The organism is Streptomyces sp. NPDC040589 (genome assembly GCF_055594445.1).
In genome coordinates this window covers 986,402-999,328 of record NZ_JBVIWP010000002.1, presented here as the reverse complement: position 1 = coordinate 999,328, position 12,927 = coordinate 986,402, and the positions used below count along the sequence as shown (strand labels likewise).

Annotated in this window: 11 protein-coding genes and 1 pseudogene; 8 read left to right on the top strand and 4 right to left on the bottom strand. The window is 72.7% G+C overall.

The genetic code is table 11. The features are described from left to right. The first annotated feature begins 105 nt into the window (after window positions 1-105). A complete protein-coding gene (locus ACZ58V_RS11490; RefSeq protein ID WP_471289713.1) occupies window positions 106-1,515 on the top strand; it encodes a phytoene desaturase family protein in 1,410 nt (469 codons plus the stop codon). Next, window positions 1,512-2,021, top strand: a complete 510-nt coding sequence (locus ACZ58V_RS11485; RefSeq protein ID WP_471289712.1) for an O-acetyl-ADP-ribose deacetylase — start codon at window positions 1,512-1,514, stop codon at window positions 2,019-2,021. The genes ACZ58V_RS11490 and ACZ58V_RS11485 overlap by 4 nt, the downstream gene beginning before the upstream one ends. A 13-nt stretch (window positions 2,022-2,034) precedes the next feature. Here ACZ58V_RS11485 and ACZ58V_RS11480 read toward each other — a convergent pair whose 3' ends face one another. Continuing rightward, window positions 2,035-2,871: a class II glutamine amidotransferase gene (locus ACZ58V_RS11480; RefSeq protein ID WP_471289711.1), complete on the bottom strand. Its 837-nt coding sequence runs from the start codon at window positions 2,869-2,871 to the stop codon at window positions 2,035-2,037. A 239-nt stretch (window positions 2,872-3,110) separates the two neighbouring features. Here ACZ58V_RS11480 and ACZ58V_RS11475 point away from each other — a divergent pair, with 239 nt between their 5' ends. From ACZ58V_RS11475 to ACZ58V_RS11465, 3 genes are all read left to right on the top strand, one after another. Continuing rightward, window positions 3,111-5,786, top strand: a complete 2,676-nt coding sequence (locus ACZ58V_RS11475) for a winged helix-turn-helix domain-containing protein (RefSeq protein ID WP_471289709.1) — start codon at window positions 3,111-3,113, stop codon at window positions 5,784-5,786. Then, complete coding sequence (locus tag ACZ58V_RS11470) at window positions 5,783-6,313, top strand: hypothetical protein (protein WP_468183762.1); 531 nt, start codon at window positions 5,783-5,785, stop codon at window positions 6,311-6,313. The genes ACZ58V_RS11475 and ACZ58V_RS11470 overlap by 4 nt, the downstream gene beginning before the upstream one ends. A gap of 116 nt (window positions 6,314-6,429) precedes the next feature. Next, a complete protein-coding gene (locus ACZ58V_RS11465; RefSeq protein WP_184588589.1) occupies window positions 6,430-6,627 on the top strand; it encodes a hypothetical protein in 198 nt (65 codons plus the stop codon). A gap of 25 nt (window positions 6,628-6,652) precedes the next feature. On the opposite strand, the pseudogene ACZ58V_RS11460 reads toward ACZ58V_RS11465, so the two are convergent. Further along, window positions 6,653-7,078: pseudogene (locus tag ACZ58V_RS11460) on the bottom strand (DUF2252 family protein); the annotation flags it as partial. 101 nt (window positions 7,079-7,179) lie between these two features. Continuing rightward, window positions 7,180-7,791, bottom strand: a complete 612-nt coding sequence (locus ACZ58V_RS11455) for a potassium channel family protein (protein ID WP_468183765.1) — start codon at window positions 7,789-7,791, stop codon at window positions 7,180-7,182. A 193-nt stretch (window positions 7,792-7,984) separates the two neighbouring features. Between ACZ58V_RS11455 and ACZ58V_RS11450 the strand changes: the two genes are divergently transcribed. The 3 genes from ACZ58V_RS11450 (at window position 7,985) to ACZ58V_RS11440 (ending at window position 9,613) form a co-directional block, all read left to right on the top strand. Beyond that, entirely contained in the window at window positions 7,985-8,620 is a 636-nt protein-coding gene (locus tag ACZ58V_RS11450; RefSeq protein WP_471289706.1) for an HdeD family acid-resistance protein, read from the top strand. Between the two features lie 80 nt (window positions 8,621-8,700). Further along, on the top strand, window positions 8,701-9,141 hold the full coding sequence (locus ACZ58V_RS11445) for an SHOCT domain-containing protein (RefSeq protein ID WP_471289703.1): 441 nt from the start codon (window positions 8,701-8,703) through the stop codon (window positions 9,139-9,141). 25 nt (window positions 9,142-9,166) lie between these two features. Continuing rightward, entirely contained in the window at window positions 9,167-9,613 is a 447-nt protein-coding gene (locus tag ACZ58V_RS11440; protein WP_468183774.1) for a DUF7144 family membrane protein, read from the top strand. 846 nt (window positions 9,614-10,459) lie between these two features. Here the strand turns inward: ACZ58V_RS11440 and ACZ58V_RS11435 are convergent. Further along, complete coding sequence (locus ACZ58V_RS11435) at window positions 10,460-12,505, bottom strand: SpoIIE family protein phosphatase (RefSeq protein WP_468183777.1); 2,046 nt, start codon at window positions 12,503-12,505, stop codon at window positions 10,460-10,462. Window positions 12,506-12,927: the final 422 nt, after the last annotated feature.

Here is a 12,927-nt window from a genome sequence, read left to right as displayed (position 1 = left end):
GCGTCGTCCGGGCCAGAAATCACCCGCGGCCGGTGACTGTCAGTCCCCGGGCATATCCTGATCCTCAGTGGCCGTCGGCTGACGAAGGGGTCCGAGGTGCGGTCGATGCTCGATGCCGTCGTAGTGGGTGCGGGACCGAACGGACTGACCGCGGCCGTGGAGCTGGCCCGCCGCGGCTTCTCCGTCGCCGTCTTCGAGGCCCGGGGCACCGTGGGCGGCGGAGCCCGCACCGAGGAGCTCACCCTGCCCGGCTTCCGGCATGACCCGTGCTCCGCCGCGCACCCGCTGGGCATCAACTCACCGGCGTTCCGCGCCCTGCCGCTCGAGCGGTACGGCCTGGAGTGGCTGCACGCGGAGCTGCCCATGGCACACCCCTTCCCGGACGGCACGGCGGCCGTGCTGTCCCGGTCGGTGGGCGAGACGGCCGCCTCCTTCGGGCCGCGTGACGCCGGGGCGTACCGCAGGCTCGTCGAGCCCTTCCTGCCCAAGTGGGACACCCTGGCCCGGGACTTCATGTCCCTGCCGCTCACCGCGCTGCCCCGCGACCCGGTCACCCTCGCCCGCTTCGGCCTCGTCGGCCTGCCCCCCTCGACCCTGCTGATGCGCCGCTTCCGCGACGAACCGGCCAGGACGCTCTTCGCCGGGCTCGTCGCGCATGTCATGGCACCGCTCGGCGGTTTCGCCACCGGCGCCATCGGCCTGGTCTTCGCCCTCGCGGCGCACGCCCGCGGCTGGCCCGTCGCCCGCGGCGGCTCCCAGAGCCTGTCCGACGCCCTCGCCGCCTACCTGCGGGACCTCGGCGGCAGCGTCCACACCGACTACGAGGTCAAGCGCCTCGACGACCTGCCCCCGGCCCGGGCGTACGTCTTCGACACCTCGCCCACCGCCCTGGCCCGCATCGCGGGCTTCGGCGACTACTACGCCCACTACCGTTACGGCCCGGGCGTCTTCAAGATCGACTACGCGCTGGACGGTCCCGTGCCGTGGACCGCGAAGGAGGCCCGCGTCGCCGGCACGGTCCAGATCGGCGCGAACAGGGCGGAGATCGACGCCGCGCTGCGCGCCGCGTCCCGGGAGGGCCGGGCCCCCGACAAACCGTTCCTGATCACGGTCCAGCCGAGCGTCGTCGACCCCACCCGGGCCCCGGCGGGCAAGCACGTGTTCTGGGCCTACGGTCACGTCCCGCACGGCTGGACCGGCGACCTCACCGACGCCATCGAGCGCCAACTGGAGCGCTTCGCACCAGGGTTCCGCGACCGTGTCCTGGCCCGGGCCACCGCCGGCCCGCCCGAGCTCGCCGCCCGCAACGCCAACTACGTCGGCGGCGACATCGCCTCCGGGGCGGTCTCCGGACTCCAGCTCCTGCTGCGCCCCAAGGTGACCCCGTTCCCGTACCACACCCCCCATCCGGCCGTCTTCATCTGCTCGTCGGCGACCCCGCCCGGCCCCGGGGTGCACGGCATGTCGGGACACAACGCGGCGAAGGCCGTATGGCGGCGACTGAGGCAGTCATGACCACCATCGAACTGGTCCGGGGCGACATCACCCGCGAGAGCGTCGACGCCATCGTCAACGCGGCCAACTCCACCCTGCTGGGCGGGGGAGGGGTCGACGGAGCGATCCACCGGCGCGGCGGCCCCGCCATCCTCGAGGACTGCCGCAAGCTGCGTGCTTCCCACTACGGCAAGGGTCTGGCCACAGGGCAGGCCGTCGCCACCACCGCGGGCGACCTGGACGCCCGCTGGGTGATCCACACGGTCGGCCCAGTGTTCAGCCCGACCGAGGACCGCTCGGACCTCCTCGCCTCCTGCTACCGCCAGTCCCTCCGCGTCGCCGACGAACTCGGCGCCCGTACCGTCGCCTTCCCGGCGATCTCCACCGGCGTCTACCGCTATCCGATGCAGGACGCCGCCCGTATCGCGGTGGACACCGTGCGCGCGGCGCGGACCGACGTCGAGGAGGTCCGGTTCGTCCTCTTCGACGCGCCGGCGTACGAGGTGTTCGCCGCACAGCTCCGCTGAGGCACCCGCGCACTCAGACCGGCTCGGGTTCGAAGTCCCGCAGCAGATGGTCCTGGCCCGGCTGGATGACGCCGTAGCTGCTCTCCGGTACGGCGTTCCAGACACCGGGCAGATCGCCCAGCGGCTCCGACACGACCAGCCGGGTCTCCTCGGAGACGTGCCTCAGGAACGCGAGGTCGGGGTGGAGGGCACGCACGTCGTCCACCCGGCTGCTGTAGTACAGCGACCGCGAGTCCCCGCCGCTGGAGTACCGGAAGAACCACACTCGTTCGCCGTCGGTCACCGCAATCGTCATCTGCAGCGGCTGCGGCACCCCGTGCTCGTGCCCCAGCCGCTCGACGAGCCCCGCCATCCGGGCCACCGCGCCCGGCGGGTCGCCGTCGAGCCCGAACGTGAGGGCGACGTGGAACATCACCTCGGAGTCCGTCGTGCCCTCCAGCGCCGGGAACAGCGCCGGGTCCACGGTCAGCATGAGGTCCCGGCGCAGGTCGTGGAACCCGGAGATCGCCCCGTTGTGCATCCACAGCCAGCGTCCGTGGCGGAAGGGATGGCAGTTGGTCTGCTGCACGGTCGTCCCGGTGGAGGCCCGCACATGGGCGAAGAACAGCGACGAGCGGACGTGGTCGGCGATCTCCCGCAGATTGCGGTTGCTCCAGGCCGGACCGGTGTCGCGGATGACGGCGGGCGTGCGCAGATGCCACGCGTACCAGCCGATCCCGAAGCCGTCGCCGTTGGTGGTCTCGACACCCATCCGCGCGTGCAGGCTCTGGTCGATCAGCGAGTGCTGCGGCCGGTAGAGGACGTCGTCGAGCAGCACCGGGGTGCCCGAGTAGGCGAGCCAGCGGCACATGGTCGGTACCCCCGTTCCGAGCCGTCCGGGCCGTGCCGCACGGCTGCGTAGGTGGTGCGCGAGAACCTCAGCGAACCCCGGTCGTCCCCGCGGGCGCATCGCCCGTCGCGGGTGGTTGCGCGGCGGCCGTCAAGGCCGGTCACGGCCCGGCCGTGGGCGTGCGCAGGGGGGTGAAGCTTGAGATCCTGAGGGGTACGAGCGCCGCTCGTGACCGTCGGACGGCGAACAGGGTGGACCCCATGGCCGTGACCGAGGAGTCCGGTGCGGAACCGGCGTCCGCGGGCGTCGATCCCACGGGCGATCCGCTGCTGCGCACCCGGTTCGCCCTGCCGGCGCGGCCCGCGACGTTCCTGCGCCGCGCCCGCCTGGTCCGGCACCTCGACCAGGCTCTCGGGACGCCGCTGACGATGGTCAACGGAGCGGCCGGCGCCGGCAAGACCCTCCTGGTCGCCGACTGGGCCGCCGGCCTGACGGAACCGGTCGCCTGGCTCACGACCGACACCGCCGACCAGGCTCCCGGGATCTTCTGGGCGTATCTGCTGGAGGCACTGCGTGCCGCGGGCGTTCCGGTGACGGGCGACGTCGGATGCCCGGCGGAGGCGGCCCATGTGGACCGGCGGACGCTGACCTGCCTGGCCGCCGACCTGGAGCGCCGGGACCACACCACCGTCGTCGTACTCGACGAGTTCGACCGGGTGACCTCCCCCGAGATCGCGGAGCAGTTGCAGTTCGTCCTGCACCACGCCGGACGAGGCATGCGCCTGGTGCTCGTCTCCCGCACGGAACCCCTGCTGCCGCTGCACCGCTACCGGGCGTCGGGCGACATCACGGAGATCCGGAACGCCGAGCTGGCCTTCACCTCCGAGGAGGCCCATGAACTGCTGTCGCGGCACGGACTGCACCTGCGGGCAGGCGCCGTACGGGCCCTGGTGGAGCGGACCCAGGGCTGGGCCGCGGGACTCCGGCTGTGCGCCCTGGCCGCCCGGCAGGGCACCGACCCCCACGCCTATCTGAAGCAGTTCGAGGCCGACCACAGCACCGTCGCCGACTTCCTGCTGGCGGAGGTGCTCGACCGGCAGACACCCGGCACCCAGGACCTCCTGCTGCGCAGCAGCGTCCTGGACCGCTGCTGCCCCGACCTGGTGAACGCGCTGACGCTGCGCACCGACGCGGAGCCGATCCTGGCCGCGCTGCAGCGCGAGAACGCGTTCGTCCACTACCTCGGACACTCCTGGTACAGCCTGCACCCCCTGTTCGCGGAGATCCTCCGCGCCCACCTGAGGGAGCGCTTCCCCGGCCTGGAGCCGGAGCTGCGCAGCCGGGCCGCCCAGTGGCTGCGGCGTTCCGGAGCCCTGCCCGACGCGCTCGTCCAGGGTGCCGCCGCGGACGACTGGGAGTTCACCGCCCGCGCCGTAGTCGACGATCTCGCCATCGGGCAGCTCTTCACCGGGCTGCGCTCCGAGGAGCTGTCCGCCCTGTTCGCGCGGATGAGCCCGGAGGCCACGGGACCGGCTCCCGACCTCGTGCGCGCAGCCCGCGAGCTGGGCCGGCGCGATCTCGACCACGGCCTGGCCCATCTGCGCCGGGCCGAGGAGGAACTGGGCCGGGACGGAGCCGGCTCGGCACCGGTGCGGCTCGGCTGTGCCCTGCTGGAAGCCCTGGCGGCCCGGCTGACCGGCTCTCCCGACAGAGCGGAGCGCGCCGCAGAGCAGGCCAGGCTCCTCCGGCGGGAGGTCCCCGGGCAGCTCCTCGACGAGCACCCGGAACTCACCGCCCTCCTCCTCACCCACCTGGGCTCGGCCCGCCTGTGGGCCGGGCGCTTCGACGACGCCCGGGCCGCCCTGTCGGCGGTGGCCGGGACCCCGGACGGAGCGGCTACGGCACTGCCCCGGTGGGAGGCCCTCGGCCACCTGGCACTGATCGACTACCTCAACGGCTGGCTCGGCCCGGCCGAGCACAAGGCCCTCGCGGCGGCCGGCCAGGCGGAGCGGTACAGCCTCCCGCAGCGCTCCCGGTCCGGCATCGGCCCGCTGGTCCTGGCCGCCGTCCTCATCGACCGCGACGAACTCGACGAGGCACAGGTGCTCCTCGACGAAGCGGCCGTCTCCCACCCGCTCGTCGATGACCCGGTGGTGCGGGCCGGCCGGACGCTCACCCGAGGGCGGCTGTTCCTGGCCCGAGGGGACGCCCGGGCCGCGCTGGCGGCAGCGGCGGACGCGACCGTCCCGGCGGCCGTGAGCTCACCCTGGGCGGAGGACCACGCCGCCCTGCTCGCGTCCGCCGCCCATCTGGCCGAGGGGCATCCCGAGCAGGCCCGGCAGGTCATGGAGAGGGTGGCGCACCACCGGAGGGCGTGTGCCGTCGAGGCGGCCCGCGTCCGGCTCGCGGCCGGCCACCCCGAAGGCGCGCTCGACCTGCTGGACAGCGCCCCGGAGAACGACCGGCCCGGCCCCGCGGTGACCGTCCGCGCCACGCTGGTACGCGCCCGGGCCGCCCTCGACACCGGGGACCCCACCACCGCCCGTCGCCTGGTCGCCCGGGCACTCCTGGACGGCCGGCGCGAGCGGCTGCGCCGCCCGTTCCTGGAAGCCGGCCCCTGGATCCGGCCGCTGCTGAGCACCGGCCGCCCCCGGGAACTGGCCGCCGGCTGGCTCCTGCCGGGCCCCGGCCGCGACCGCGCCCCCGGGCTCGCCCCATCTGACGAAGCCCCGGACCTCGCCGTCGAGGAGCTGAGCGCCCGCGAGCGTGATGTGGTGCGGCGCCTGGCCGAGATGATGTCGACGGAGGAGATCGCCGCGGACCTCCACGTGTCCGTGAACACGGTGAAGACCCACCTCAAGAGCATCTACCGCAAGCTCGCGGTCACCCGACGCGGCGACGCCGTCCGCCGGGCGCGCGAACGGCGGCTCCTGTGAGCGGGACCCCGACAACGAACCGTGGCCCCGCACGGCGGGCACAGGGTGCCGAGCGGCGGGCCCGCGCCGACTACACCGGCGGTGTCTACGGCTCCATGCTCGCCGCCTCCGTGGTGATCGGCGTGGGAACCCTGGGTTCGCTGCCGCGGGTGGAACTCGTGGCGCTGTTGCTGCTGACCGGTGCGGTGTTCTGGCTCGCGCACGTGCACGCGCAGCTGTTCGGGGCGCGTCTGGCGCAGGGGGCCGTGGGCCGCCGGGCCGTGCTGCAGGTGTGCCGCGAGGAGTGGCCGATCCTGGAGGCCGCCGTCCCGCCCGCGGCCGCCGTGGCGATCAGCCCGCTGCTGCCCCTGGACATGCCGGGCACCCTGTGGCTGGCGCTCTCCGTGGCGGTGGCGGGGCAGGTCGGCTGGTCGTTGGCCGCCGCGGCCCGGGCCGGTGCCTCCTGGAAGCAGATGGCCCTCTCCGCCTCGGTGAACCTGCTGCTCGGTCTGCTGATCATCATCCTCAAGATCGTCCTGAAGGAATGAGGTGTGCCGCAGGTTCACCTGCGCCGGGTGAGGGCGGACGGCGGGCCAGGGCGGACCATCGCAAGGGAAGGGCGTGCACGGCCCGCCCCACGCCGCCCCCCGCGGGAGAGCAGCTCATGCGCTACGAGATCCGTGTCGACGGACACATGTCGGAGACGCTGGCCAGGGTCTTCCCGGAGCTGGATCACGTGGTGATGTCCGGTCAGACGGTCCTGTTCGGCTCCGTCATCGACGAGGCCCACCTGTACGGACTGCTGACCCGCTTCCAGTCCCTGGGTCTCAGGGTCGTGGAGATGCGTCAGCTGCCGGAGTGATGAGCGTTGCCGGAGTGAGCGCGGGTCACAGCACCGCCGTGGAGATCCTGCCGGAGCGGGCGGCCGCGCCCAGCGCCGCGAAGTCGCGCTCGTTCTGATCGGCGTACGACCGGGCGAAGGCGGCGAGCGCGCGGTCGAACCGCCGCCGCCCAGGTACGCCGCGATGGCTACGACGTCGCCCGATCGGGCGTGGGCCCGGACCAGGCTCGCCCCGGCGTACGTACAAGTCCCGCTCGTGTCCGTCGAGGCCCGTGGCGTGCGTCCAGCCCAGGAGGATGTCACTGGTCGTCTGGATCAGCCGCTGTCCCGCCACCACGCGACGGCCCTGGTCGTCGTAGCTGTCCCCGCCGGTCCGGGCGGAGAGCACCGACGCCTGCGCCTCCTTGGCCTGGAGCAGCAGGGGATCGTCGTCCCGGCCGAGCAGCAGCACGATCCAGCAGCGGGTGCCGACATGGAAACGGAACGGGGACTCGAGCATGCGGGGCGCCCAGGCCCGACCGCCCGCTCGGCCGGGGACAGGTACGTCGTGAAGGGCCTCTGGACGGTCATGGCTCAGCCCTCCGGCCGTGCGGAGAAGTCCTCCGACGGCTCGTCGCCCCGTCTGCGCAGCCCGGCCTGGACCGCGCCGGCGAGGATCCGTGCCGCCACGCCCACCAGCAGCAGTCCGCCTGCCATCTGAAGCATCGTCAGCACCCGCCCCGTCTGGGAACGGGCGACGATATCGCCGTACCCGACGGTGGTGAACGTGGTGAGCGTGAAGTACAGGGAGTCCGTCTTGGTCAGCGGCTCGCTGAAGGAGCCCGGGGTGGAGTGCTCCAGCAGGAAGTAGGTGCCCGCGAAGAGCACCAGGAACAGGGCCAGCGTGGTGGCCAGAGTCTCGATGGCCTTCAGCCGGGGAAAGGGCGAGTGGGTGATGGCCTGGACCTCCCACCAGAAGACCAGGACGACCAGCACCAGGCCGCAGACCAGAAGCGCCGAAGTGCTGCCCGTGCTGCGCCCGTCCAGGGGCAGAACGTAGTAGACGGTGATGAGGCCGGTCGCGATGAGCGCCGCGCGTACCAGGACGGCGACCCTCGCGCGCCGCCGCCGGCCCTCTGGCTGCCGGTGCCGCTCCGGCACCTGCCGAGGCGCGGACTGGGTCCGGGCGGCCGCTGGATCGTTCATCTCATGTCTCTCGATCCTGTCGGGTGCGCTCTCCACCTCACCGCCACGGCGCCGGGTACGGATCACCCGCCGCGGGTGACCCGGCGGCCGGCGGAGCGCGGGAGGCTGGCCGCGTCGCCGATGGATCGCGGACGTAGCCGATGGGCCGCGGACGTATACGGATCGCGGACGTATGACGTATGAGGAGGGAGCCATGACCATGCCGTCCGGTCAGGCGCCGCCCGCCGGGGCGGAGCCCGGGCCCGAGGGAACGGCGCCCGATCCCGCGCAGCTGCTGGCGGCCCTGGGGCGCTCCTGGAAGTGGATCCTCGCCTCGGCCGTCGCGACTCTCGTGCCGGGCATCCTGGTCCTGGTCTGGCCGGAGGCGACCCTGCACGTCGTCGCGGTCCTGGTCGGCCTGTACCTGCTGGCGGCCGGAGCGTTCCGCTTCGTGGAGACCTTCGCCCGGCAGGAACAGGGCCACCGCCTGCCCAGCCTGCTCCTGGCCGTGCTGTGCGTCCTGGCCGGGGTGCTGTGCCTGAGGAACCCGCTGCAGACCGTCACCGCGCTGTCACTGATCGTCGGACTGGTCTGGCTGGTGTCCGGCATGCTCACCCTCTACACGGCCCTCGCCGCCCGGGACCTGCCGCACCGCGGTTTCGTCCTGGGCGCGGCCGTGCTCGGCATCGTCGCGGGCGTCGTGGTGCTGGCCCTGCCGGCGGAGTCGGCCCGTGCGCTGACCCGGCTGCTCGGTCTGTGGCTCGTGCTGCTCGGGCTGGCCGAGGCGGGGCTCGCCTTCGCATGGCGGGCGGCGCTCCGTGGGACCGGCACGCTCACCCGTCCCGGGTGAGGCGGCCCCGTCCCGGACATGGGCACGCTGAGAACGGCACGGAACGGCTGCCGGGCGTGCGCCCGGGACGGAGGAGTGACATGAGTGCGCAGACCTACCTGGCGTACGACTTTCCGTTGTTGAGCGCCTTCTGGGCGATGCTGTGGTTCTTCCTGTGGATCATGTGGTTCGTGCTGCTCTTCCGGGTCGTCTTCGACATCTTCCGTGACGACGATCTGAGCGGCTGGGCCAAGGCCGGGTGGCTGGTGTTCTGCATCGTCCTGCCCTTCCTCGGCGTGTTCGTCTACGTCATCGCGCGCGGCAAGAACATGGGCCGCCGGGAAGTGTCCCAGGCCCGCGCGCAGCAGGAGGCCTTCGACAGCTACATACGGGAGACCGCCAAGGGCGGCGAGGGACGGGGGAGCAGCGCCGACGAACTCGCCAGGCTGTCTGAGATCCGCGCCCGCGGCGACATCACGGACGACGAGTTCCGCAGGGCGAAGGAGCTGGTCCTGAGCGGCTCCGGCCCGTCGGAACACTAGCCCCCGACAGAAACGAGGCAGCAGGATGACCGCCACACACCCTACGCACGCGCACACGGCGAAACGCGAGTGGGCCGTCGGTCTGATGGTCTTCGCGGCCATCATGCTCATGATCGGTGGGATTCTGGGCATCATGCGCGGTATCGCGGCGATCGCCGAGGACGAGGTGTTCCTCTCGACCCCCAACTACGTCTTCGCGTTCGACCTCACGAGCTGGGGCTGGATCCACCTGGTGCTGGGCGCGGTCGCCGTGCTCGTCAGCATGGGGCTGTTCCAGGCGTCGACGTGGGCACGCGTCGCCGGCGTGGGCATCGCCGGACTCATCATCATCGCCAACTTCCTCTCCCTGCCGTCCTACCCGGTCTGGTCGGTCGTGATGATCGCGATCTCCGGGTTCATCATCTGGGCCCTGTGCACGGTGAAGAAGGACGACGCCTGGGAGTCGTTCGAACAGACCCCGAGCAATCCCTGAGGTCCCTCTTGGCGGCCCGGGCGGACGGCTGGCCCGCCCGGGCGCCAGACTCGCGCTCCGGGCGGGCTGATCGGGCCCGCCCGGGTGCGTTGGCTTGCGCCGGGCGGCCCGGCGGTTCGGGTGGGCGGTCGGGCTTTTCCGGATGCGTGGGCTCACGCGGCGCGGCTTGGTGCTCCGGCAGGCGGACGGGCCCGGGCAGGCGGATCCGCCCGGGCGTACCGGCCGCGGCGGGCCCGCTTGGGCCGACGGATCCGCCGCGGGTGGGCTGATGCACCGGCCCGGGCCCACGGGCCGGCGGTTGGGGTGGGCGGTCGTGTCTGTCCGGGTGCGTCGGCTCGTGCCGTGTGGCTTGGTGCTCCGGCAGGCGGAGGGGCTCGGGCAGGCGGACCTGCTCCGGCGTGCCGGCCGTGCCGGGCCCGCTTGGGCCGACGGATCCGCCGCGGGTGGGCTGACGCACCGGCCCGGGCCCACGGGCCGGCGGTTGGGGTGGGTGGTCGTGTCTGTCCGGGTGCGTCGGCTTGCGCCGTGCGGCTTGACGCTCCGGACAGGCGGCCCCGCCTGGGCAAGGCGGAGCCGCTCGGGGGTAGGGGCCCGCCAGCCCTCTCGGGCAGGCAGAACAAGGGTGGTCACGTTTTCTTCCTCCGTGAGGAGGCACACTTCACCCCCGGCGAAGGGCGGGGATGCGAGCGGGCCATCGGATCCGACGGACGGCCGGGCCCAGAACAGGGCGGGCCGTGGGCGACGTCGCGGCTCTCAGAGCCCCGTGCGAGGGCGGAGCCGGTGGCCCGGATCAGAGGTGGAGAACGTAACTCACACAAAAATGCTAACAGTTGCCGCCGCGAGAGCTCAGCCGCGCGTGCGGACCAGCAGCAGCGCCACATCGTCGTCGGGCTCCGGGCTCAGCGCGCTGAGAAGGCTGTCGCTGGTCCGCTGCAGGTTGGGGCCCGCGTTCCCCAGGAGGTGGGTCAGCATGCTGAGGCCGGTGTCGATCGGCTCCCCGCGCTTCTCGACCAGCCCGTCCGTGTACAGGGCGAGCAGCGAGCCCGGGGGAAGCTCCACCTCCACGGTGCCGAACTCCACGCCCCCCACCCCGAGCGGTACGCCGCCGGGCACGTCGACGAGCTTCGCGCTGCCGTCCGCCCAGGCGAGCACGGGCGGCAGATGCCCCGCGCTGGACAGGGCGCAGGTGCCGCGCCGCAGGTCGCACACGGCGTACACGCACGTGGCGATCGCGTCGCCGAGCGAGCCGGCGATGTCGTCGAGGTGCCGCAGCAGCTCCGCTGGCGGCAGGTCCAGCCGGGCCAGTGCCCGCGTCGCCGTGCTCAGCTGCCCCATGATCGCCGCGGCCTGGACGCCCTTGCCCATGACGTCCCCCACGACGAGCGCGGTGCGCCCGGGGCCCAGCGGCAGTACGTCGTACCAGTCGCCGCCGACCTCGCTGAGCGCCGGCCGGTAGCGGGCGGCGATGTCGAGCCCCTCCTGCTCGGCGGGCGCGGCGGGGAGCAGGCTGCGCTGGAGAGTGAGGGCGGTGCCGCGCTCACGTCCGTAGAGGCGGGCGTTGTCGATGCAGATGGCGGCACGCGCGGCGAGCTCCGAGGCGAGCACCCGGTCCCGGTCGTCGAAGGGACGTTCGTCGACCGTGCGGTACAGGGTGAGCGTGCCGAGCACCTTGCCCCGGGCCATCAGCGGCACCGCCAGGTAGGAGTGCGCGCCGGCCTCGTGCAGGGTCTGGGCGGCCCGCGCGTCCCGGGCGATGCGCCGCATCATCTTCGCGTCCACGCGCTCGACCAGGACGGGGCGGGCACTGCGGACGCACTGTGTGATGATCCGTGACGAACCGTAGGTGGCGAGCTCGCCGACCGGGTCGGCGGCGTGGATGGCGTCGGTGGGGTAGCCGGCCGCGACGGCCAGCGCCCGGAACTCGGCGGGCGCGCCGCCCGACACCGGCGCGATGGTGCCGTGGGCCACGACGGACTCCAGGACGTCCACGGCGGCCAGGTCGGCGAGGTGCGACACGACCACGTCGGCCAGTTCCCTGGCGGTCTGCTGGAGGTCCAGCGTGGTGCCGATCCGCACCCCGGCGTCGGCGATCACCGACAGGTGCTGGCGGGCCTGGGCGACCTCGGCCGCGGCCTGCTGGCGCTCGGTGACGTCCAGAACGGCCATCGCGAGGCCCAGCACCCGCCCGTCGGTGTCCTCGATGCGGTGGTACGACTCCGAGTACGCGCGGTCCTGGACGTCCGCCGCCGTACGGCCGATGGTCTGCTGGTCGAGCAGGGGTCTGCCGGTCTCCAGGACGTGCCGCATCCGGGCCTCGATGGCCTCCACGTCCAGGTCGGGCAGCACCTCGCCGACCCGGCGCCCCAGTACGGCCTCCTCCGGCACGCCGTTCATCCGCTCCAGCGCGGGATTGACCCCGACCCAGCGCAGGTCGTTGTCGAAGACGGCGATGCCGAGCGGGGTCTGGTTGACGAGGCTGTGCGAGAGGGCGAGGTCCCGCTCCACGATCCGTACGGTCGTCGCGTCCGTGGCGAGACCCAGCAGATGGGGCTGCCCCTCGGGGTCGAGGAGACGCATCGTGCGGAACTCCACGGCGCGGTCAGTGCCGTCCTTGTGCCGCAGCGGGAAGACACCGGCCCAGCGGGCCCCCGAGCTGACCTGGGCGAACAGCTCCCTGCCCCGGGTCCGGTTCTCGGGCGCGACCAGGAGTGTGTCGGCGCGCTGGCGCAGGGCCTCCGCCGGGGTGTAGCCGAGCAGCTGCTCGATCTCGGGGCTCCACAGGGCGATGTGCCCGCCCGCGTCCAGGACCACGGCCGCGACCTTCAGCAGGTCCAGCAGCCCGCCGGGCGCGGCCGTGACCGAGTCGCGATCCGAGGTCGCATACCCGTTCATGCGAGCCGCTCCTTCCGGCGCGGCAAAAGGTCCGGCCAAGATCCGTTGCGCAGGTTGTCCGATGAGGTCACAGTACGGTCGGTGAAGCGACACTGTCGCGCCGAAATGACAAAAAATCGCCGGCGAGCCGGTCGAGGCTGCCGCACGGGACACCCTTCTCGTCGTACGTGTGGCACGACGGCATGTCCCACACACGCGCTACACCGCTCGCCTTCCTCGGAGACACCGCTCGCCTTCCTCGGAGGCTGAACCATCAGGACCGCACAAAGTCCGACGGGGTCATTGATTCGATTGTGTGCGAGTCCTAGGGTGTGCCTGCTCAGCAGTTGCTCCGTCACCGTCAGTTGACACGCATCCCAACAGAAACACCCATCAAGGATGTGCAGTTGAGGATCGCGTCTGACGCGCCCTCAGTCCGTGCA

Coding starts and splice junctions, on each gene's coding strand:
- ACZ58V_RS11490 (WP_471289713.1), top strand. CDS start 106: ATGCTCGATGCCGTCGTAGTGGGTGCGGGACCGAACGGACTGACCGCG.
- ACZ58V_RS11485 (WP_471289712.1), top strand. CDS start 1,512: ATGACCACCATCGAACTGGTCCGGGGCGACATCACCCGCGAGAGCGTC.
- ACZ58V_RS11480 (WP_471289711.1), bottom strand. CDS start 2,871: ATGTGCCGCTGGCTCGCCTACTCGGGCACCCCGGTGCTGCTCGACGAC.
- ACZ58V_RS11475 (WP_471289709.1), top strand. CDS start 3,111: ATGGCCGTGACCGAGGAGTCCGGTGCGGAACCGGCGTCCGCGGGCGTC.
- ACZ58V_RS11465 (WP_184588589.1), top strand. CDS start 6,430: ATGCGCTACGAGATCCGTGTCGACGGACACATGTCGGAGACGCTGGCC.
- ACZ58V_RS11455 (WP_468183765.1), bottom strand. CDS start 7,791: ATGAACGATCCAGCGGCCGCCCGGACCCAGTCCGCGCCTCGGCAGGTG.
- ACZ58V_RS11450 (WP_471289706.1), top strand. CDS start 7,985: ATGACCATGCCGTCCGGTCAGGCGCCGCCCGCCGGGGCGGAGCCCGGG.
- ACZ58V_RS11445 (WP_471289703.1), top strand. CDS start 8,701: ATGAGTGCGCAGACCTACCTGGCGTACGACTTTCCGTTGTTGAGCGCC.
- ACZ58V_RS11440 (WP_468183774.1), top strand. CDS start 9,167: ATGACCGCCACACACCCTACGCACGCGCACACGGCGAAACGCGAGTGG.
- ACZ58V_RS11435 (WP_468183777.1), bottom strand. CDS start 12,505: ATGAACGGGTATGCGACCTCGGATCGCGACTCGGTCACGGCCGCGCCC.